Below are 23,095 nucleotides of genomic sequence, written 5' to 3' on the forward strand. Positions count from 1 at the left end.
ATTTAAGAGATAAAGTTTTTACTTTATCTCTTTTTTAATTAAATGTATTATTGATATCCCAAAATATAAATATTATAATGAATTATCATTAAGATATTTTAAAGGATGAATGTAAATGGCTATTACTCTACAACAAATTGCAGATTTGGCTGGTGTTTCACGTGGAACAGTAGATAGAGCTCTTAATAATCGTGGTCGTATAAAACCCGAAGTAGAACAACGTATTAAAAAAATAGCTAAAGATGTAGGTTATAAACCTAGTAGAGCTGGTAGAGCTCTTGCTATGGCTAAAAAAAATATTAAAATTGGAGTTATTTTACAATTAGCTCAAACTCCATTTATGAAAGATGTTTTAATAGGTTTAAAAGCTGCAAAATTAGAAGCTGAAAGTTTTGGAGCTAGTGTAAAAATCCATAAAATTAATGGAGTAAATCCAACAGAGGTCATTCAAATAATGGAAAAAATGAAATCTGAAAAATTTAATGGTATCGCTCTTTCTCCATCTCAAGATAATTTGTTAATAAAGCTAATAGATAAATTTTCACAAGAATATAATATCCCTATTATTACTTTTAATTCTGATTTAGAAAATACAGCTCGTCTTTGTTTTATTGGACAAAACGCTGTAAAAAGTGGTCAAACAGCTGCTGGTTTGATGGGAGAAATCACCAACGGACAAGGTCAAATTATTATTATCTCTGGGCATGAAGAAAATCCCTCTCTACAACAGCGTGCCGATGGCTTTAACAGAGAAATTTCTATTTCTTATCCTCAAATCAATAATCTTGGCATTCGCTATGCTTATGATGATGATTGGGTTGCAGAAAAAATTACTGATGAAATCTTAAATAAATATCCTAATTTAAAAGGCATATATATTACAGGTTCTGGTGTTATAGGTGTTTGTAAATCGCTACAAAAAGCAAATAAAATCAAAGATATTAAAATTATTGCTAATGATTTTATTAATGATAATATTCAATTACTGTCAAATGGTACAATCAACTTTTTAATTGGACAAGATGCTTATACTCAAGGATATCAATCTATTATGTTATTATTTCATAAATTATTTGATAATAAAAATCCTGACAGTAAATTTGCTTATACTGATATTGTGATTAAAAATCGCTTCAACATCTAACAGAAAGGGAATGTATCTTTATTATTATTATCAAGATATTTCCCTTCTATTTTTATTTAATCATCAGAAAATTTATAATAAAAAAAAGTTTATTTTATTTGCAAAAATATATTGCGTTCACGTGAACATTATTGTATAATAAACTCAACGAAAGAAATTATAAACAACTAACAAATAATCATAAATTTATAATTGGAGGAATATATAATGTTAAATGTAGGTGTTATCGGCTGTGGCGGAATGGGTAGAGACCATATCTCCAGATTGACAAATAAAATTCAAGGTGCTCAAGTTGTTGCTGTTTGTGATGTATTTGAAGAAAGTGCAAAAAAAGCTGCTAGTATTTGTAACGCTAAAGTTTATACTGATGAAAAACTTTTAATTAATGATCCAGATGTTGATGCTGTATTCATTGTAAGTCCTGGTTTTGCTCATGTTGAAGCTCTTTTAGAAGCTATCCAAGCTGGCAAACGTATTTTCTGCGAAAAACCACTTTGCACAACAGCTGAAGATTGCCTAAAAGTTGTACAAGCTGAAGTTGCTTCTGGTAAACATTTAATTCAATTAGGCTTTATGCGTCGTTATGATGTTGGTTATGCTAAAGTAAAAGAAGCTCTCTTATCTGGTGAATATGGTGAACCATTAATGCTTCACTGCACACATAGAAACCCAGAAGTAGGTACTAATTATAATACTCCAATGGCTGTTCATGATACTGCAATTCATGAAATTGACGTATTACATTGGCTTGTTGATGATGAATATGAATCCGCACAAGTAATCATGCCAAGAGTTACTAAATATTCTCATAGCGAATTAAAAGATCCTCAAATCATGTTACTCCGTACAAAAAAAGGTGTCTGCATTGATGTAGAAGTATTTGTTAACTGCAAATTTGGTTACGATATCAATTGCGAAGTAGTTTGTGAAGATGGTGCTATCAAAATGCCTATGGCTACTGTTTATCCAACAATTCGTAAAAATGCTAGTGTATCCACAACAATTGATACTGATTGCTTCGTTCGTTTTAAAGACGCTTATGATGCTGAAGTTCAAGCTTGGGTTGATGATGCTGCTAAAGGCGAAATCAATGGTCCAAATGCTTGGGATGGCTATCTTGCTGCTATCACTGCTGACGCTCTTGTAAAAGCTCAACAAACTGGTGCTATTGAAAAAATTAACGCAGCTGTAGAAAAACCTGATTTCTACAATAAATAATTTTGCCCATTGCGTTCACGTGTACAAATTGGAGGAATATAAACATGAAAATCGGATTTAATGAAGCTACAGCTTTAGAATGTAAAGGTCAGTCTTTAATGGCAGACCTCGAAATGTGTGAAAAATACGGTTTCGATTATATTGAAATTCGTTTTGACTGCGTAAAAGACTATTTAAAAGAACATACTTTAGATGAACTCGCTACTTGGTTTAAAAATCATCATTTAAAACCTTGGGCTTACAATACTTTAATTTTCTTCAACCAAAGAGATGAAGCTGGAGAAAAAGAAATCGATGATGAAGTAGATTTCATTTTAAAAGTTTCTAAAGCCATCGGTATGAAAATGCTTATTACTGTACCATCTTTTGATGTAAAAGATAAAACTATCTCTGAAATTAAAGAAGAAGCTGTTGCTCGTCTACGTTATTTATCTGATAAAGTTGGAGAAGATATGAAAATCTCTCTTGAATTCTGTGGTGCTCCAAATTGCTCCATCAATCAATTTGGTACAGCTTATGATGTTGTAAAAGCTGTTGATCGTCCAAATGTTGGCATCACTGTAGATACATTCCATTTCCATGAAATGTGTTCTAAACTTGAAGACCTCAAAAAAGCAGATGGTAATAAAATTTTTGCTTATCATTTAAATGATTGCGAAGATTTACCACTTGGCTCTTGCGGTGATGATAAACGTTTATGGCCTGAAGAAGGTGTTGTAGATCATGAAGGTATTGCTACAGCATTAAAAGAAATTGGCTTTGATGGCGTTTGTACTATCGAAGAATTCCGTCCAGAATATTATGCTATGAGTCATGAAGAAAATATAAAAAAAGCAGCCGAAGTAACTAAAGCATTTGTAAATAAATATTTTGGTTAAAATATAACAAAAGACGGCTGTCTATAGATAAGCCGTCTTTTATACATACTAAAATTTTAGTTATTAAATTACTTAAAATATACTATATCTTTTACTTATAAATTCATGGAGGTTTTATTATGAAAATAGCATTTGATGTTGATGTGCTCGCTAAACAAATGGATATTAATACTATGGTTCACCAAGTAGCTGATTGGGGTTATAAATATATTGAACAATCCCCACATCCTCGCATTAATCCATTTTATAAACATCCACTTTTCTCTGAAGATTGTGAACGCGAATATCGAAAAGCTCTTAAAGAAACTGGTGTAGAAATTTCTTCATTTATTGTTGTATATCGTTGGTCTGGTCCTACTGAAGAAGAACGTCAATTCGCTGTACGTAATTGGAAACGCATGATTGAAATAGCTGTAGATATGGGTGTTCCTGTTATCAATACTGAATTTTCTGGAGATCCAAATCAACAAGAAATTTGCAACGGTATGTGGTTTAAATCTATGGAAGAATTGCTTCCAATTATCGAACGTGAAGGTTTACGTGTAGAAATACAGTCCCATCCTTATGATTTTTGTGAATTAAATAATGAAACTTGTGATTTAGTAAAATCATTCCGTTCTAAAAACTTAGGTGTAGTATATTCAGCAGCTCATACATTCTTCTATGACCAAGGAAAAGGTGACGTTCGTTCTATGTTAAAATACGCAGGAGACGAATTAACACATGTATTATTTGCTGATACATTTAATCAAACATTAGATTGTAGATATATAGCAAATCCACCATCTTTAAATGCAAGAGGTAGAGCAGATGTAACTATCCATCAACATTTAGCAATGGGAGAAGGCGATGTTGATTTCGATGGAATATTTGAAACACTACGCGGAATGGATTTTGCAAATAAACAATTAAAGAAAGATGCTCCAAAAGTAGGTGGAGATAATATTGCTTGCGTATCTTATTTTGGCTTCCCTGAAAAAATGAATATCCAAGCACCAGAAGCTCGTGAACGTATTGAACGTGAATTATTAGGTAAATAAACAAATAAATATAGTAGCTAGAAATAACCTAGCTACTATATTTACTAAAATTATTTTTCATTTTATTTTAAATTTTAAAATTATTTTTAATTTTTATTAAAAAAGTGGAGGAATTATATGTCTAGTGAACAAATAAATACAAAAGCCTCAAGAACTGTAATGATTATGGCTATTACTGCTACATTTGCTTCTTTAGCTTTTGGTTATGATACAGGAGTTATAAATGGAGCACTTCCATATATGGCTGAACCTGACCAACTAAATTTAACACCTGCATTAGAAGGTCTTGTAGTAAGTGCCATTTGCATTGGCGCTGCTTTTGGTTCTGCTCTTGGAGGTCGTATTTCTGATATTTTGGGTCGTAAACCAGCACTTACTTATTTGTCAATACTATTTTTTATATCTACTCTTGGTTGTGCTCTATCCATTAATGCAACTATGATTATAATATTTAGATTTACATTAGGATTAGCTGTTGGTAGTGCTTCTACTATTGTTCCTGCATATTTAGCAGAAATTGCCACTGGTAATTTACGTGGTAGTTTAGTTGTTCTAATGGAACTAGTTATTGTATCTGGTCAATTATTAGCATATATAGTAAATGCTATTATTGCTATTACGCTTGGACACGATCCTCATGTTTGGCGTTATATTTTAGCAATAGCAGCTATTCCTGCTATTCTATTATTTTTTGGTATGTTAATAAACAAAGAATCTCCTCGTTGGCTTGTTGCTAAAGGAAAAACTTCTGAAGCTTTAGATGTTCTGAGATTAACCCATGAAAGTGAAGCTAAAGCTATTGCTGAATTAAATGATATCCAAGATTTATTAGCAGAGCAGTCTATTCAACAAAATTTATCTTTTAAAGATTTTACTGAACCATGGATGAAGAAAGTTCTATTAATTGGTATTGGAGTAGCTATTTTACAGCAAACAACAGGTGTTAATACTATTATGTTCTATGGCTCTCAAATACTTACAAAATCTGGATTTTCTACTGATGCTGCACTAATTGGTAATATTGGTAATGGTATTATCTCAGTTATTGGTACCTTGTTTGGTTTTACATTAGTGAGACGATTAACTCGCCGCAAAATGCTTACTATTGGGCTTATAGGTATTCTATTTGCTAATACTTGTATTGGCACTATTTCTAATATTATGGCTGGCTCTCCAAATTTACCATATTTTGTATTATCTCTTACAATAACATTTCTCTTTTTTCAACAAACATTTGTATCTCCTGTAACTTGGGTATATATGTCTGAAATATTTCCACTTAGAATGCGTGGTACAGCTCTTGGTATTGCCGTTTTCTTTCTATGGGGATCCAACTTTTGTATTCAATTACTATTTCCAATACTTATGAATACATTTGGCTTATCTAATACTTTTTATATTTTTAGTTCTATTGGTATTTTATCTCTACTCTTTACTAAATTTATTATGCCAGAAACTAAAGGTTTATCTATAGAAGATATTGAACGTAAATTCCGTCATGATTATAAATAATAAAAATTTTTGAAAGGTGTTGTTAACATGAATACAGAAAAAATTGCATTTGATATTATCTCCTTGGCCGGAGATGCTAAAGCTGAATTACAAGCTGCATTAAAATTAGCTCATCAAGGAAAGTTTACTGAAGCACAAGCTCAAATTGATAAAGCTACACCACAATTACAAAAAGCTCATGAATTACAAACACAAGAATTACTTACACGTGAAGCCAATGGTGAAAAACTTTCTTTTAATGTTTTAATATCACATGCTCAAGATTATCTAATGACCACCTATATACTTAAAGATATGGTAATTGAAATCATTCAATTATATAGTATCATTAAAAAGTAATTCTAAAATAAGCTAAGACACAAAATATGTCTTAGCTTATTTTATTTATACCTGCCAACGCTTACGATATGAACCTGGAGTGTATCCAACTATTTTTTTAAAAACATTTTGAAAATAATTTGAATTATTATATCCTACATTTGCTGCTATTTCTGTAATACTAAGTTGTGTATTAATCAGCAAATTTTGTGCTTCTCCAATTCTTCTTCGAGTAACATATTGCATTGGAGAAAATCCTGTTTCTTCTTTAAAAATATGTGATAAATAATACTGATTGGCATTTACAGCTTCTGCAGTACTTTTTAAAGATATATTTTCATTATAATTTTTATCAATATATATTTTTACTTTTGTTGCTAATGATGGCTCTTTTATTTGTTTTACATCTCCATTTTTTTCAATAATTATACGAAACTTAACCACTAATGCTTGTACTAAAAAATTACTGAATTCTGCTACATGTATTCCATCAACATCTATACTTTTTCTTATTATATCAAACATACTCAAAATATCATCAAAATACTCATTACAATTTATTATTGGACAATAATTATCTTCAATAATTTTATTATCTCCTAATTTAAGTATTTTTAAATTAGATATACCTAAACAATATGTTCCTAAATTACTTCCATTACCACCAAATTCATCATGTACTACTCCAGAATTATAAAAAATCAAATCACCTTTCTTAGCTATATATTTATTATTATCAATTGTATAAATACCGCTACCTTCATAAACTAATAAAACTTCAACTAAGTTTTCATGTACATGCATAGCTCTAGGCATAACAGATGAAACTTCATCTACTTTACAAAAATATTCTAATTTAGGCGTACAATCTCTATTCAAAATATGTTTATATTTATGTGGCATAAAATACTGTAACATATAAATACTCCCTTCAAAATTATTAAAATTAAACTTACTAAAAATAATAAAAATTTCCATAAAAACTATAGACAAAATCACCAAAAAGATGTACTATATACTTACATAAGTTACTCATAATATATTCATAATATATTCATAATATAGATAAATATTTTTAATTATTTAACTAATATGCTCTTTATATAATCATAAATTAACTTCTTAAAACTGTCAATTTATGATATAAAATTGCCCCCTTTTTTATTATGCTATATATTTTCTAAGAGGAGAAAATTTCTCCTCTTACACTAATTCAGCATAAATTTATATATTATCACTATATAAATAAGTCTTCCTTTTATTTCTTATTTTGATAAGTATGTTTAGTAAACATACTTATCTATTTTGCAAACAAGGTTATTTAAACCATAAATATAAATTATAATTTGGAGGAATTTCTCATGACAAATATTAAATTAGGTATCTGCCCAATTGGTTGGACAAACGATGATATGCCAGACCTCGGCAAGGAAAACACATTTCAACAATGTGTAAGTGAAATGGCTTTAGCAGGTTTCACTGGCTGTGAAATGGGTGGTAAATTTCCAAAAGATGTAGATGTATTAAAAAAAGCTCTTGCTCTACGTGGTCTTTCTGTTGCTAGTGCATGGTTTAGTTCTTTTTTAACAACAAAACCTTATGAAGAAACTGCTGAAGCATTTAAAGCTCACCGTGATTTTTTACATGCTATGGGAGCAAAAGTAGTTGTAGTATCCGAACAAGGTAATAGTATTCAAGGTCAACTTTCTACACCTTTATTCGCTAATAAACCTCATAATACTGATGAAGAATGGAAACTAGTTGCTGAAGGACTTAACAAATTAGGGGCTTTAGCTGCTGAAAAAGATATGAAACTTGTTTATCATCACCACATGGGAACTGGTGTACAAACTGAAGCAGAAATTGATAAACTCATGGAAATGACAGATCCTAATCTTGTATTCCTTTTATATGATACTGGTCATCTCGTATGTTCTGGTGAAGATTATATCGGTATTCTCAAAAAATATGTTAATCGTATTAAACATGTTCATTTAAAAGATGTTCGTAAAGAACTTGTTGAAAAAGTAAAAAACGAAAATATGAGTTTCTTAGATGGTGTAAGAATGGGCATGTTCACTGTTCCTGGTGATGGTTGCATTGATTTCAAACCTGTTTATGATATTTTAAAAGAAAATAATTACGAAGGTTGGACAATGGTTGAAGCAGAACAAGACCCTGCAATTGCTAACCCTCTTGAATATGCTCAAAAAGCTAGAAAATATATCCACGAAGTTTCTGGTTTATAATTTAAAGCATCATAAAAGCCTTCCTTATTCAGGAAGGCTTTTATTTATACTTGGAGGTATTATTTATGGATTTAGCTATTATTTTTATTAGTTTATTATTATTAATGTTTTTTGCCTATCGAGGTTTTTCATTAATCTTTATTGCTCCAATATTTGCTGTTTTAGCAGCTATTACTAGTGACTATACTTCCATGCCTGTATATAGTGAATTGTATATGACTAAAGCTGCTGAATATATTAAAAGTTATTATCCTGTATTTTTACTTGGTGCTGTCTTTGCCAAAATCATGGAAGAAGGCGGTCTAGCTGCTTCAGTAGCTGCTAAAATTGTATCTGTTCTAGGAAAAGAACGTGCTATCCTTGCTGTATTACTTGGTTGCGGTGTTCTCACTTATGGTGGATTAAGTGTGTTTGTAGTAGCTTTTGTTATGTATCCATTTGCTGCTATACTTTTTAAACAAGCTGATATTCCTAAACGTCTTTTACCAGCAATTCTGTGGATGGGCATTTTTACTTATAGTATGGTATCTTTACCAGGTACACCTCAAATACAAAATATTATCCCATCTGCTGTATTTGGTACGACTACTTGGGCAGGCATAGGTCAAGGGCTACTCGCTTCTATTCTATTTTTTATCATAGCTTATGTTTGGATTTCTTACCGTAGTAAATCGCTTAAATCTAAAGGCGAAGGTTATGGAAAACATACTTTAAACGAACCTGAAAACAATAATGATGAACTACCTGATTGGCGATTATCCTCTATTCCTCTTTTAATGGTTATTATTATTAATCTATATGTTAGCAATCCATTTAACTGGTCTTGGGCTTTTCATTGGGATCAAAATAGTTTATTAGCATTTGCACCTTTAAAGCTCTCTTTGATTGCTTCAAGTGTTGCTAAAGTTCAAGCTATATGGTCTATCAATGTTGCTTTATTAATTAGTAGTATTGTAGCTGCTTATATTGGTCGTAAAAAATTACGCCGTTTAGGAGGCGTTATTCATCCAATAAATACAGGTGCTATTGGCTCTACCTCTGCTGTTTTAAATGTAGCTTCTGGTTATGCTTTTGGTTGTGTTATCGCTGCACTTCCTGCTTTTGCTATGATAAAATCTGCCCTTTTAGGACTTTCTTTTGGTGATGGTCCTTTGTTCTCCTCTATTATTACTACTAATATCATGGTTGGTATTACAGGTTCCTCTTCTGCTGGTTTAATGATTACAGTAGGAACATTTGGTCAAGAATGGCTAACTTGGGCACAGCAAATTGGTATGTCCCCAGAAGTTTTACATCGTATTATCTGCATTGCTTCTGAGGGATTTGATACTGTACCTCATGCTGGGGCACTTGTAACTCTAATGGCAGTTTGTGGTCTCACTCATAAAGAATCTTATTATGATATTTTTGTACTTACATTATTAAAATTCTCAGTAGCTTTCATATGTTTAATCGCTTATATGTTATTTGGTTTAGTATGATTAAGTACTAAGGTATATATTCCATGTTAAAACAAACATATTTATTATTATCGCTTGCCACTATCTTTTGGGGCATCCAACCATTATGTATTAAAATTCTTATACAAAATTGGACGCCCCCTGCTTTAACTACTTTTAGATATTTATTAATAAGTACGATTTTATTCATAATTATCTATTTAAAAAAAGAACAAAAATTTATTCCACCTAAACATTGTATCGTTCCTCTAATCCTCATGGGACTGACAGGTATAGGCATCAATAATGTAGCTCAGTTTACAGGGCTTCACTATTCTAGTATCACTAATTGTACATTAATCGCCGCTACAGGTCCTGCTATTACAGCATTAATTGCCACGATATTCATTCATGAACGATTAAATTTCATCCAATGGATTGGTATTTTTATTTCTTTTATTGGTGTTATTTTCTTAATTACAAAAGGCTCTATAGATGTATTATTAAATTTTAATTTTAATCCTGGCGATACATTATTTTTTATTTGTCAAATCGTTTGGGCATTATATTCCATTTTAGGCCTAAAAATCATGAATTATTTATCCGCTATTGCTGTAACAGCTTGGTCGGGATTAATCGGTGCTATTGAAGTAGCAATCTATGCTTATTTCTCTGGACAGTTATATTACACACCACTAGATAGTTTAGGATATATGTCCTTTGCTTTTGTTGTAATATGTGGCGGTGTTGGCTCGATGTTATTTTGGAACATCGGTGTAAAAAATGCTGGTCCTAGTATAGCAGCTATTTTTTCTAACTTAACTCCTATTTTTGGCATGATTTGTGGTGCTATTTTTCTTAAAGAAGAGATTGGTTATATTCAATTATCTGGCGCCTTATTTATTTTTTTAGGAGTATATATAACAACTCATAGTCAAAAAATCATCAAATGTTTCACGTGAAACAATAAAAGCCTTAAGAAAAAAATTCTTAAGGCTTTTTCATTATCTATTTATTTTTTGCGGATTGGATTTATTTTGTCATCTTCTGTAATTTTTCTAATCACTCGACAAGGATTACCTACAGCTACTACATCATCTGGTATATCTTTTGTTACCACTGAACCAGCACCAATCACTGAATGTTTGCCAATGCTTACACCTGGCACTACTGTTACTTTACCACCAAGCCAAGCACCATCATCGATGTTAATTGTCTTTGCCTTTTCAATGCCTTCATTTCTAGCTTCTACATCAAAAGGATGTATAGCTCCATAAAGCCCAGATTTTGGTCCAATTAAAGCATGTTTGCCAATATTGATTTCATTTGTATCCAAAAATACACCACTATGATTGATAACTGTATTATCTCCTACTTTGACATTACAACCATAATCACAAGTAAATGGTGGTATGATATTAGCATTTTCACCAAATTCTTTAACAATAGCCTTTGCCATTCTATCTTTATAAGATAAAGTATTTATAGTTATTCTGCTATATGCTTCTGTTTTTTTATTATTTTCTTGACGCAATTTCAACATAGAATAATCCATTGCATTATACCATTGACCAGCTATCATCTTATCAAATTCACTTTTATTTACATCTTTTTGCTTTGCTAATTCTTCTTGATATTTCTTACTATCTTCTGCTGTGATTTTACGCAAAACTCTAGCAGGATTGCCCACTACTATTGTATTTGGCTCAACGTCTTTTGTTACTACTGCACCAGCACCTACAATAGCGTTTTTACCAATAGTTACACCACCTAAAATAGTAGCTGAACCACCAATCCATACATTATCTTCAACAGTTATTGGCTTAGCATATACAAGCCATTGTTCACGTTGTTTAGCGTCAATTGGATGCATAGCTGTATAGAAACTTACTTTTGGCCCAACTAATACATTATCACCCAATTTTACCATTGCATTATTAAGCATAATACAGTCATAATTGATAAAGCTATTTACACCCATTTCTAAATGATTGGCAAATTCCATATAAAATGGACTATTAATCATAGCACCTTCATCTAATTTTGCCACAAAAGTTCTTAAGAAATCTCTACGACGCTGAATTTCACTATTAGATAATTTGTTTAAAATCTCTACATAATGAACTGTATCTTTCACTATATTAAAAATAGCTTCATCTTTTGCACTATAAACATAACCATTTTCTTGTTTATATTTGCTATCTTTTGTCTCATCATCTAAAATCAAACTATTTATATATTCTCTATCTTTATCATTTATCTGTCTAATTACTTTACAAGGATTACCTACCGCAATTGAATTATCTGGAATATCTTTTGTTACTACAGAACCTGCACCAATGACGCAATTTTCACCAATAGTAACACCTGGAGTGATGACTACATCTCCACCAATCCAGCTATGTGAACCTACTGTTACAGGAAGTGCGTATTCTGTTACTTTTTCCTTACGTAATTCATGATGAATAGGATGACATGGTGTGAAAATATTACAATTTGGCCCCATATATACATAATCGCCAATCGTAACTTTTGCTGAGTCTAAAAAGCAACAATTATAATTTATATATGTGTTATTGCCAATAAATACATGGTCACCATAATCACAACGAAATGGTGGCACAATATAACTATCTTGACCTATTTTCGCTACTATTTTTCTTACTAAAGACATTACATATTCCATATCAAAATGACTAGCTCTACTCAATTCACTGACTAAACCATATGTTCTATCTTTTATATCAGTTAATTCTTGTTCAAAAACATCGTATAATAATCCTTCTTCTTGTAATTGTCTTGCTGTTTTTGTCATACAACTTTACTCCTCAAAATACATATTTATTCTTTTCTCTAGTTTAGCAAAAAAAGAGCCTTGATAACAAGACTCTTTTTTATTTCTAACGTATAAAATTAGTCATAGTACGTGGTTTTGTTTCTGGTGGATCAATCTTGCCTTTACTTGCTTCTATTACTTTCATTATCCAAGCCATATTACGAGCTAATTTTTGTACAACTTCAATGCCTTCAATATCTTGATTTATTTCTCCTACATCTAATCCATGAAGATTATTCCAATAATCTGCTGTTGGCATTATCATTTCCATGGTATTAAGATAAGCATTTAATTGCTGAAATGTTTCTAATGCTCCAGAACGACGAGCAGTTACTATAGATGCTCCTACTTTATGATGAAGTTTATGACCAGCAGCTAAAAAAGCTCGATCTAAAAAGCATTTCATTGTACCTGATATACCACCATAATAAACTGGAGATGCTAAGATTATACCATCAGCTTCTACCATTTTATCAATCCATTCATTAACATCATCTTTTTGCACACAATAACTACTGCCAGTCTGTAAACAATGATAACAAGCTAAACATCCTCTTATCATTTTATTACCAACTTGTACAATTTCAAAATCTATACCATTGTTATTAAATACTTCTCCCATAAAATTTAACGCTTGTTCACAATTACCGCCTTTTCTAGGGCTACCATTAAATGCTACTACTTTCATTTTTATTACACTCCAATAAATCATACTAAAAAAGTCCCATAAAATTATGGGACTTTTATTCATTTTAATATTTCAATTAATATTGTCTAGCTTTTGCAAGTTCTACTTTAAGTGCTTCATATGCCTTACGAACAGTTTCACTCTTAGAAACTTGAGGCTGACCTACACGCCACCAATGACCATAACCATGAAGCATTGTTTTTGGTAATACTTTGATATCTATTAATGTAGATACTGTTTGTTTTTCAGCATCTTCTAAAGCTGCTTTTAATTCTTCTACAGTTGTTGCTTTATAAGTTTTGCAACCATAAGAAGCTGCATTCATCGCAAAATCTACTGGTACAAAGCCACCATCTAATTTACCAGTTTTTTCATTTCTGAAACGGAATTCTGTACCAAAGCTACCCATACCATGTTCAATTTCAAGATTATTAATACAACCAAATGTCATATTATCAAATAACATAACATTAATCTTTTTATGTTCTTGAATAGACGTAGGAAGTTCAGAATGAAGCATCATGTATGCACCATCGCCAACCATAGTATATACTTCTTTATCAGGTTCAGCCATTTTTACACCTAAAGAAGCATTTACTTCATAACCCATACAAGAGAAACCATATTCAACATGGTAAGTATTAGGGTTATATACACGCCAACCTCTTTGTAAATCTCCTGGTAAAGAACCAGATGCACCTACTACAACGCCACCATTTTTAGCAACAAATTGATTAATAATACCAAATGCACGGCTTTGAGTTAGATAGGAACCTGTAATATTGTGGAATTCTTCATATACTTTATCTGTATCTAAAGCATCATCAATTTCTGGAACAAAATCTTTACCTGTATATTCTAAGTTGTATAAACGATCAACTTCTGCATCATATTTTGCTTTAGCTTCAGCAATTTCTGTAGTATAGGAAGATTTCCAACCAGTTTTTTCAAGTTCAGCATCAATAGCTTCAAGTGCTACTTTAGCATCAGCTACAACCTGTACACCGTCTAATTTATATGCATGAAATTCAGAAACATTGATATTTAAGAAAGAAACTTCTGGATTTTGGAAAATCCATTTAGAAGATGTTGTAAAATCTGTATATCTAGTACCAACACCGATTACAAGGTCAGCTTCTTTAGCAATTTCATTAGCAGCTATACAACCTGTTTCACCAAGACCGTTTAAATTCATTGGATCATCCCAAACGATAACCCCTTTACCTGCTTGTGTTTCGCCAAATGGAATATTATATTTATGAGCAAATTCTCTAAATGTATCCCAAGCTTCAGAATATTTTACACCACCACCACAAATGAGCATTGGTTTTTTCTTAGCAATGACTAATTTAATTGCATCTTCAACCATAGCTTTTGTTGCAGGACGGCGGTCAATGCGATGAACACGTTTCTGGAAGAAGTATTCTGGATAATCATATGCTTCACCTTCAACATCTTGAGGAAGTGCAATTGTTACTGCACCAGTATCAGCTGGATCAGTCAATACACGCATTGCATTGATACATGCACTCATCAACTGTTCAGGACGAGTAACTCTATCCCAATATTTAGATACAGCACGAAAAGCATCATTTGTACTAATAGATAAATCATGTGGTTGTTCCATTTGTTGAAGAACTGGATCTGGCTGACGAGTTGCATATACATCACCAGGTAAAAATAATACTGGTATGCAGTTAGCAGTTGCAGTTGCTGCTGCTGTTACCATATTTGCTGCACCAGGTCCTACAGAAGAAGTACATGCATAAATTTGTTTTCTTCTTTTTTGTTTTGCATAACCCATTGCTGCATGAGCCATACCTTGTTCATTACGACCTTGATGTACAATTAAATCACCTGGATCATTTTCTAAAGCTTCACCAAGACCAACAACATTACCATGACCAAAAATAGTGAAGATACCTTTAAACATTTTATTTTGTTTACCATCAAATTCAATGTATTGATTATTTAAAAATTTTACTAAAGCTTGTGCTACTGTAAGACGAACTGTATTTGCCATTATTATCTAATCCTTTCTTTTCCGATTGCAATATCTATTTTGCTTCTACGGGCAATATTTATCTTTATGTACATAAAATTTCGTTTTCTACCTTGCCTTTACAATTAATACTATATCATATAATAAAAGAACACTATAGATATAATATTAACTAAAAAATAGGTTTATATTATCTTTTTAATAATATTTTATATTTTTAAACATTTTTAAAAACAAAAAAGCTATAATCTTGATAATTCAAAATTATAGCTTTTCCATTTTTCTATTTTTAATTTATTTTATTTCTTTAGAGGATCCCAAATTTTTGCTTCTGCTCCATCTTCTTCAAGCCAAGCATGTTCTTCACATACAATACGAGTTTTGGCCCAAGGATCATCTGGAAGATGTCTTATCATCCAGCTATACCACATAGCATAACCTGGAGCTGTTACCTGTGGATGTATATCACCACCAGGAATTGCTACATATGCATTAGTTTCTGTACGGAAGGTATCTTCACCAATAAAAGCTGCACCAAAACCTTGTGGACGGTCAAATTTATATACATATACTTCTGGCTGTGGATGAAAATGTGGTATATAACTAGACCAACGACCTGGGCTATTGATAACTTCACCATTTACCATATTAGAATATGGCGCATTTTCATAATCAAAAATTGTACGAACAGTTCTTGTTGCTGTACCGCTCCATACACCTCCACCGAAGACATCAGCTTGTACATCTTCTGGATGATAGAATTTAGGAGCAAATTTTGTATCGTTTTCTGTTTTTTGGATTAAAACCTCAGAATCTACTACAGCTTCTATAGTAACTTCTGTAGCTAATGGTACATGCAAACAAGTAGGATTTTCATCAAATAAAGAAGTACGTTTCATTACTTCTGTATTATTTTCCCAAGATATTTTTACTTCACCAGTTAAAATTACATAGGCAACTTCTTTTGCTTGTTTGTTAAAAGTAAGTTTTTCACCAGCACTCATAACTTGAATACCAATATCCATCATCATATTGCTTTCACAAATAGTCGCACTATTATAACCATGTTTTAATTGTGCACCCATTTTACCAAATTTTGCTTCAGCCATTATAACACTACCTTCCATTCAACAGGAGTAATAACTTGTTCAGCTGCATGTTCTTGAATAAAAGCATCAATAGCTGGTGCATCTTGCATTGCTTCAGAACAGCTATGACTAGCAACAACCATAGCTGCATGTGCTGTACCATGACGAAGAGAATCTGCTAAGCTCCAACCTTCTAAAAGACCATAGATAAATGCAGAAGCATAAGCATCTCCACCACCAAAGGATTTTAAAAGTTTAATTTTATAAGAATCAACTTTAAAAGCTTCTTTATCTGCGCCATAAGCTACAGAACCTTTTTTACCATGTTTAATAATAACAATTTGATTACCATAATTTAAATATTTTTCTGCTATTTCATAATCTGCTACATCATTTTCTTCTGGTAAATATTCAGTTAAATTAAATTCTTCACGAGAGCCAATAATAACATCGCTCATGCGTCCAACTAAAGAATAGTAAACAGCAATATCTGCTTTACTTCTCCAGTTGTATTCACGATAGTCAATATCAAAAATAACTTTTGTACCATGCTTTTTAGCATAATTAATTGCCATAAGACAAGCTTCACGAGATGGGCTTGCTGCAAGAGCTGTACCAGATACTAATAAGATTTTGCTTTGTGCAATATATTCTTCAGACACATCTTCTGGAGTAATTACAAAATCAGCAGCCATATTTCTATACATCAAAATACTGCTTTCTGTTGGACTTTTAATTTCAGTGAAAGTAAGACCAAGTTTTTCACCATTTTTAGCTCTTACGATCTGAGTTGTATCAATACCTCTATCATTGAAGAAATTAATGATGAAATCACCAAATTGATCATCAGATACAGCACCAATAAATCCTACTTTTTTACCAAGTTTATTAACACCTACAGCAATATTTGCAGGGCTACCTCCTACATACATAGTGAAAGTTCTTACTTTATCTAAAGTACGATGTATTTCATTTGGGTTAAAATCAATAGCAGCTCTACCAATTAAAACTATATCCATTGGTTTATTTTGATCAAATTCTATTAAAGCCATGTTGTTCTCTCCTTAATCTATATATTTGCCGAATTATAATTTATTTTTCAAGCCAAATATTTCCATATGTCTCATAATATTTTCACAAGTAGCATTTACAGCAGCATCACTAAATGTAAAATAATTTGCATCTGGATCTTCTTTTGCCACTTCTTTAAAACGTTTAGCTACACTATCATAAGAAGCAGTCGCTATATTTATCTTTTTAATACCACCTGCAATACAGTTTTTAAAATCTTGTTCTGTAAGACCTGTACCACCATGTAATACTAGTGGACAACTAACTTCAGCTGCAATTTCTTTTAATCTATCAATACGCAATTTTGGTGTTTCTTTATAATTACCATGAGCAGTACCAATAGCTACAGCTAAAGCATCTACTTTTGTTTCTTCTGCAAAGCATTTTGCTTCTTCTACACTAGTAAGTGCAATATCTACTGCTTTATAATCGCCTTCTGCTCCACCTACACGTCCAATTTCTGCTTCTACATCAGCACCATAGGATTTTGCCAAAGCAATTACTTCTTTTGTGCGTGCGATATTTTCTTCAAGAGGATATTTAGAACCATCAAACATTACAGATGTAAAGCCCAATTCAAGAGCTAATTTTATTGTTTCCATAGTTCCACCATGATCTAAATGTACGGCGATTGGCACAGTTGTATTTTTTGCTGCTGCCATCATGATTGGTCCTAAAATTTCTAATGGAGAATATCTAAGTCTTCCTTCTGCAATCTGAATGATAATAGGAGCTTGCATTTTTTCTGCTGCTTTTATTGCTCCCATTGCCATTTCCATATTTGAAACATTAAATGAACCAATTGCATAACTATTATCTTTTACAGAGCTCAAAAGCTCACTTAATTTAGCTAATGCCATAGTTTTTACTCCTTAATTATATATCAATTAAAACAATTTTTTGTAGATTTCAATGATTTCTTCTTTAGTTGGTTGTCTCATTGTATTTGCAGGGCTACCACTATCTAATGCATCTGTAGCCATTTTGTTTAATTGAGCTAAGAAATCATCTTTTGTAAATCCATTTTTATTTAAAATTTCTTCAACAGAAGGAATATTTAATTCTTTACAGAAACGTGTCACTTCAGCTACAAAAGCTTTAGCTGCTGTCATATCATCAGTTTCATCTGTTGCTACTTCCATAATACGTGCAATTTCAGCAAATCTTGCTGTATTTTCTTGAATAGCAAATTCCATACAAGCTGGTAATAATACTGCATTGGATACACCATGAGCAATATGGAACAATGCTCCAATTGGACGACTCATTCCATGAACAATTGTTACAGAAGAGTTATTAAATGCTATGCCAGCTTCAGTTGCACCAAGTGCCATCTGCATTCTAGCTTGTTCATTTTTACCATCAGCAAAACAAATAGGTAAATTTTTATGAATTTTTTTGATAGCAGATAATGCAAATGTATCAGAAAGTGGTTGTGCTTTTCTAGATGTATAAGCTTCTACTGCATGACAAAGAGCATCAACACCTGTTGCAGCTGTAACAGATGGAGGAGCTGTCATTGTAAATGCTGGATCAACTACTGCTAATGCTGGTAATACAGATGGACCTGCTAAAAGCATTTTTACATTATTTTCTGTATCAGCAATAATTGTAAATTGAGTAGCTTCTGAACCTGTACCTGCTGTAGTTGGAATAGCTACTAAATATGGTACGTTAACAGTTATTGATTTATGCATAAAATCACTGATTTTTTTAGCATCACTAGCTACCATTACACCAATAGCCTTAGCACTATCCATTGGGCTACCGCCGCCTAAACCAATCAAGAAATCACATTCATTTTCTTGATAAAGTTTTACACCTTCAGCTACCATTTTATCTGTTGGTTCACCACTAATACCATCATATACCACATATTCAATATTACATGCATCAAGAGCATTGGTAACTTTTGCAACATTACCAAATTGTACCATAAATTTATCAGTAACAATTAATGCTTTATTTCCTTTTCCTTTAATATTAGCACCTAATTCATTGATTGCACCTACACCAGATAAGATTTTTGATGGAACTAAAAACACGCCCATGTCTATTCAACTCCTTAATTATTAAAATCCAGCCATATAATCCGGATACAAAATATTAATTTTATGATTATTTTATGATTATCTTTTGATTATAAGTTAATACATTTTTGTAATTTTGTCAATAGATTTAATATATATTTTTTATATATTTGAGTAACTTATAGAATATATAACTCTTATAAAATCGATAAAATCTTTGTGTTATAAATATCTTGAAAAAAACAAATAATAATAATATAATTATAAAAAATGATTAAATTAACCAAAATTTACCCATTTGAAACCATATTTTTTGATAATATTATAATTAGGCGGTGTATAAGATGAAAGCAACTCGTTTGAATGATATTGAAAACCTCTTAGAGGAACAAAATACTTTATCTATTAACCACTTATGTGAAATCTTTAATGTATCCAAAAATACAATTCGTAGAGATATTGCTGAATTAGAAAAGCGTGGTACCATCAAAAAAGTCTATGGTGGCATTATGCGAAATCAAACTAATATTCCAGAACCATTTGCTGCTCGCGAAATAAAAAATAAGACGAAAAAGAAACAGCTAGCTAAATTAGCTGCAAATCTTGTAGACGATAACGACATTATTTACATTGATTCTGGAACTACTACAATGCATATGATTCCATATTTAGCAGAAAAGAAAAATCTTACCATTTTAACAGCTAACGTTTATGTAATTAATGAAGCTTTTCATTATCCACAAATGAATATAATTGCTACTGGTGGCACTCTTTATCGCCCATCTAATGCCTTTGTTGGAGCAAGTGTTCTCCAATTTTTAGAAGGATTTAATATCTCAAAATGCTTTTTGGCTGCTACAGGTATTTCTATTGAAAATGGTGCTACAAATGCATCTCCAATGGAAGGAGATATAAAAAAATATCTTACAAGTAACAGTAAAACTAAAATTTTATTAGTAGATTCTACAAAAATAGACCAAGTTTCCTTAGTTACTTTTGCTAAATTAAAAGATATGGACTATATCATCTCCGATAATAAATTCTCCTCAAAATACAACGATTATTTCAAACATAATAATGTTCATTTAGTAACACCTTAAAAATAAAGCCCCCAGTTTTGATGTACACTCTTCTTACTGGTTTTGTTCAGTAAAGATAGTACATATCAAAACTGGAGGCTTTGTCTTTCTTACCTAAAAATAAAAACTCTTTGTTAAATATTGATTTTAATATTTAACAAAGAGTTTTTTATCAATATACATACTTTTCTAATGATGGGTTTAATTCTTCTGATGTTGTTATCTCAGTTGTATTCATATCTGTTGTTACATCAGAAACAACTTTGACATTTTCTTCACTACTATTATTTTCTTTATACTCATCATTACTTATATTATTGTCTACATCACTAGATACTTCTACTTTTGTATTTTCAGCTACATCTACATCTTTTGCTTTTGTTTGTTGTGCTGTATCTGCTACATCTGTTGTTTTATTATTTAAGCTTTTAGCTCTGTTGACAATTGCAGCATCTAAAGCTGCTAAATTTTTATTTGTTTCTCTACTGTGTTTTATTCTTTGTTCTGTAATTTTATTTAATTTAATTACATTTTGTTTATTTACTACAGTTTTATCTTGCAATTCACTAGGATCATAGAAACTAAAGCCAAATTCAAGCCAAGCTGGTGCATCGTCCCAACGATAATCATCATTGTAAAATACTGCAATCAAAGTTTTTTGCCCACGTGTAGCTGAAGCTACTAAGCAATCTCCTGCTGCATTTGTAAAACCTGTCTTTATACCATTAGCACCTTCAAAACCACTTTTTAAAAAGCGATTTGTAGTAGTTACATATTCAGTATGACCATCCATGTATTTCATATTATATGCTTTTTTACTTACTATTTCTCTAAATTCAGGCTTTTTCATAGCATAACTTGCAATAATTGCCATATCATGAGCAGTAGAATAATGACCTTGAGCTGTAAGTCCATGAGGATTTAGAAAATGCGTATTTACTGCTCCTAATTCTTTTGCTTTGTCATTCATCATTTTAGCAAATGCTGGTACACTTCCCGCTACTGTTTGCGCTACAGCTACGGCTGCATCATTGCCAGATACTATCATCATACCAGTCAAAGCTTCTCTTAAAGTTATTTTATCGCCTAATCTTAAACCCAAAGAAGAAGGCTCTGTATTCACTGCTTCTGGCGTTATCACTAATGGCTCGTCTAATTTGCCACTTTCTAAAGCTAAAATGGCTGTCATTATTTTTGTGGTACTAGCAGGATGCATTATTTTATCTTCATCTTTACCATATAATACACCATTATCATCAGCATCTATTAAACAAGCTGACACTGCACTTGTATCAGGGTTAGGCAAGGTCTTTGCCAAAGCTATATTGCAAATCAATAAACATAAGCTAAAAATTATAGCTATCTTTTTTAAATACATAAAAATAAACGCTTCTCTCTTTATCTAATTTATTTACGTCTAGGATTTTGTTTAAGTGTATCAATATCATATGGAGTTTCCTGATATACATAATAGTTAAGCCAGTTATTAAATAATAAGTTAGCTACACTTCTCCATCTTACAATCGGCTCTTTTGTTGGATCATCATCAGGATAATAATTGATAGGAATATGCATATCCATACCAGCTTTTATATCTCTATCATATTCGCTTTTCAAGCTATATGGATCATATTCTGCATGACCTGTAATGAAAAATTCATTATCTTTCAAATTAGCAACAATATAAACTCCTGCATCGCCTTCTGCCATGATAGTTAAATCTTTTACTTTTTCAATATCTTCTCTTTTCATACCGATATGACGAGAATGTGGTACATAGAATTCATCATCAAAACCACGGAATAATTTTTCATGTTTTACATTTAAATGATGTTTATATACACCAAATACTTTTTTAGGTTCATAATATTTTTTTATACCATAATGATGATAAAGTCCTGCAAAAGCACCCCAACAAATATGGAAAGTAGACCAAGCATGTTTTCTGCTCCAATCCATAATTTCACATACCTCTTTCCAATATGCTACTTCTTCATATTCCATACGTTCAACAGGTGCACCTGTGATGATAAAACCATCATAATATTTATCTTTTACATCTTCAAAAGTACCATAAAATTGAGATAAATACTGTATTGATGTATGTTTTGGTAAATAAGACTCTGTATAAATAAAATCTACTTCAATCTGTAGTGGTGTATTACCTAAAAGTCTTAATAATTGCGTTTCTGTAACAGTTTTATTAGGCATTAAATTTAAAATTAAAATCTTGAGGGGACGAATATCTTGTGTATAAGCTCTTTCGGTATCCATCACGAAAATATTTTCGCTCTCTAGTATTTGTGAAGCTGGTAATGTACTTGGTATTTTTATAGGCATATTTTCTTATCCTCCCACTATTATTATAAATTTTATGTAATATCTAAAAACTTTTTGCTATGGCGTTAATTCTATCACAGCGATAAAACCTCGTCAATTAAGATTGAATTTGACTCTTGAGCTTTTATCTATAACTTTTTTTTCATATTATATGATATAATTA

20 protein-coding genes and 2 pseudogenes are annotated in these 23,095 nt (G+C 31.5%); 10 read left to right on the plus strand and 12 right to left on the minus strand.

Translation table 11 applies throughout. The features are described from left to right. Window positions 1-115: 115 nt before the first annotated feature. From F553_RS0105270 to F553_RS0105295, 6 genes are all read left to right on the plus strand, one after another. On the plus strand, window positions 116-1,144 hold the full coding sequence (locus F553_RS0105270; RefSeq protein ID WP_018999281.1) for a LacI family DNA-binding transcriptional regulator: 1,029 nt from the start codon (window positions 116-118) through the stop codon (window positions 1,142-1,144). 207 nt (window positions 1,145-1,351) lie between these two features. Then, entirely contained in the window at window positions 1,352-2,362 is a 1,011-nt protein-coding gene (locus tag F553_RS0105275) for a Gfo/Idh/MocA family protein (RefSeq protein WP_008539174.1), read from the plus strand. Window positions 2,363-2,406: 44 nt separating this feature from the next. Continuing rightward, window positions 2,407-3,240: a sugar phosphate isomerase/epimerase family protein gene (locus F553_RS0105280; RefSeq protein WP_018999282.1), complete on the plus strand. Its 834-nt coding sequence runs from the start codon at window positions 2,407-2,409 to the stop codon at window positions 3,238-3,240. Window positions 3,241-3,359: 119 nt separating this feature from the next. Next, window positions 3,360-4,280 (plus strand): sugar phosphate isomerase/epimerase family protein, encoded by a 921-nt coding sequence (locus F553_RS0105285; protein WP_018999283.1) that lies wholly within the window; start codon window positions 3,360-3,362, stop codon window positions 4,278-4,280. Between the two features lie 117 nt (window positions 4,281-4,397). After that, on the plus strand, window positions 4,398-5,792 hold the full coding sequence (locus F553_RS0105290; protein WP_018999284.1) for a sugar porter family MFS transporter: 1,395 nt from the start codon (window positions 4,398-4,400) through the stop codon (window positions 5,790-5,792). Window positions 5,793-5,819: 27 nt separating this feature from the next. Next, window positions 5,820-6,131 (plus strand): PTS sugar transporter subunit IIA, encoded by a 312-nt coding sequence (locus F553_RS0105295; RefSeq protein ID WP_008540263.1) that lies wholly within the window; start codon window positions 5,820-5,822, stop codon window positions 6,129-6,131. Window positions 6,132-6,176: 45 nt separating this feature from the next. On the opposite strand, the gene F553_RS0105300 is transcribed toward F553_RS0105295, so the two are convergent. Then, window positions 6,177-7,028, minus strand: coding sequence for an AraC family transcriptional regulator (locus F553_RS0105300; protein ID WP_018999285.1), 852 nt, complete (start codon window positions 7,026-7,028; stop codon window positions 6,177-6,179). A 443-nt stretch (window positions 7,029-7,471) separates the two neighbouring features. On the opposite strand from F553_RS0105300, the gene iolE reads away from it, so the two are divergent. The 3 genes from iolE (at window position 7,472) to F553_RS0105315 (ending at window position 10,760) form a co-directional block, all read left to right on the plus strand. Next, on the plus strand, window positions 7,472-8,359 hold the full coding sequence (gene iolE / locus F553_RS0105305) for a myo-inosose-2 dehydratase (protein ID WP_018999286.1): 888 nt from the start codon (window positions 7,472-7,474) through the stop codon (window positions 8,357-8,359). A gap of 65 nt (window positions 8,360-8,424) precedes the next feature. Next, on the plus strand, window positions 8,425-9,840 hold the full coding sequence (locus tag F553_RS0105310) for a GntP family permease (RefSeq protein WP_018999287.1): 1,416 nt from the start codon (window positions 8,425-8,427) through the stop codon (window positions 9,838-9,840). Between the two features lie 23 nt (window positions 9,841-9,863). Next, window positions 9,864-10,760, plus strand: a complete 897-nt coding sequence (locus tag F553_RS0105315; RefSeq protein WP_018999288.1) for a DMT family transporter — start codon at window positions 9,864-9,866, stop codon at window positions 10,758-10,760. A gap of 50 nt (window positions 10,761-10,810) precedes the next feature. Here the strand turns inward: F553_RS0105315 and F553_RS12730 are convergent, their stop codons facing one another. The 9 genes and pseudogenes from F553_RS12730 to F553_RS0105350 all read right to left on the minus strand — a co-directional run bounded on the left by F553_RS12730 (window position 10,811) and on the right by F553_RS0105350 (window position 19,534). Beyond that, window positions 10,811-11,380, minus strand: coding sequence for a sugar O-acetyltransferase (locus F553_RS12730; protein ID WP_425269980.1), 570 nt, complete (start codon window positions 11,378-11,380; stop codon window positions 10,811-10,813). A gap of 63 nt (window positions 11,381-11,443) precedes the next feature. After that, window positions 11,444-11,824, minus strand: a pseudogene (locus F553_RS12735) (sugar O-acetyltransferase); the annotation flags it as partial. 300 nt (window positions 11,825-12,124) lie between these two features. Beyond that, window positions 12,125-12,613, minus strand: a pseudogene (locus F553_RS12740) (sugar O-acetyltransferase); the annotation flags it as partial. Between the two features lie 85 nt (window positions 12,614-12,698). Then, window positions 12,699-13,322, minus strand: a complete 624-nt coding sequence (locus F553_RS0105325; protein ID WP_018999290.1) for a flavodoxin family protein — start codon at window positions 13,320-13,322, stop codon at window positions 12,699-12,701. 76 nt (window positions 13,323-13,398) lie between these two features. Beyond that, a complete protein-coding gene (gene iolD / locus F553_RS0105330; RefSeq protein ID WP_018999291.1) occupies window positions 13,399-15,345 on the minus strand; it encodes a 3D-(3,5/4)-trihydroxycyclohexane-1,2-dione acylhydrolase (decyclizing) in 1,947 nt (648 codons plus the stop codon). A 278-nt stretch (window positions 15,346-15,623) separates the two neighbouring features. Beyond that, window positions 15,624-16,433 (minus strand): 5-deoxy-glucuronate isomerase, encoded by an 810-nt coding sequence (locus F553_RS0105335; protein WP_018999292.1) that lies wholly within the window; start codon window positions 16,431-16,433, stop codon window positions 15,624-15,626. Further along, a complete protein-coding gene (gene iolC / locus F553_RS0105340; protein WP_008539192.1) occupies window positions 16,433-17,464 on the minus strand; it encodes a 5-dehydro-2-deoxygluconokinase in 1,032 nt (343 codons plus the stop codon). Before iolC ends, F553_RS0105335 begins: the two co-directional genes overlap by 1 nt. Before the next feature lie 33 nt (window positions 17,465-17,497). Continuing rightward, the gene (locus F553_RS0105345) at window positions 17,498-18,343 is read right to left on the minus strand and encodes a class II fructose-bisphosphate aldolase (RefSeq protein ID WP_018999293.1); all 846 of its coding nucleotides are present in this window, start codon (window positions 18,341-18,343) and stop codon (window positions 17,498-17,500) included. Window positions 18,344-18,370: 27 nt separating this feature from the next. Then, window positions 18,371-19,534 (minus strand): iron-containing alcohol dehydrogenase, encoded by a 1,164-nt coding sequence (locus F553_RS0105350; protein WP_018999294.1) that lies wholly within the window; start codon window positions 19,532-19,534, stop codon window positions 18,371-18,373. A 323-nt stretch (window positions 19,535-19,857) separates the two neighbouring features. Between F553_RS0105350 and F553_RS0105355 the strand changes: the two genes are divergently transcribed. After that, window positions 19,858-20,613, plus strand: coding sequence for a DeoR/GlpR family DNA-binding transcription regulator (locus F553_RS0105355; RefSeq protein ID WP_008539195.1), 756 nt, complete (start codon window positions 19,858-19,860; stop codon window positions 20,611-20,613). A gap of 151 nt (window positions 20,614-20,764) precedes the next feature. Here F553_RS0105355 and F553_RS0105360 read toward each other — a convergent pair whose 3' ends face one another. Both F553_RS0105360 and metA read right to left on the minus strand, forming a co-directional pair. Beyond that, the gene (locus tag F553_RS0105360; RefSeq protein ID WP_018999295.1) at window positions 20,765-21,970 is read right to left on the minus strand and encodes a D-alanyl-D-alanine carboxypeptidase family protein; all 1,206 of its coding nucleotides are present in this window, start codon (window positions 21,968-21,970) and stop codon (window positions 20,765-20,767) included. A gap of 29 nt (window positions 21,971-21,999) precedes the next feature. After that, window positions 22,000-22,932 carry a homoserine O-acetyltransferase MetA gene (metA, locus tag F553_RS0105365; protein WP_008539197.1) on the minus strand — a complete coding sequence of 311 codons (933 nt, stop codon included), beginning with the start codon at window positions 22,930-22,932 and terminating at the stop codon, window positions 22,000-22,002. Window positions 22,933-23,095 lie beyond the last annotated feature (163 nt).

This window comes from Megamonas rupellensis DSM 19944 (assembly GCF_000378365.1).
Classification (GTDB): Bacteria; Bacillota; Negativicutes; order Selenomonadales; family Selenomonadaceae; genus Megamonas; species Megamonas funiformis.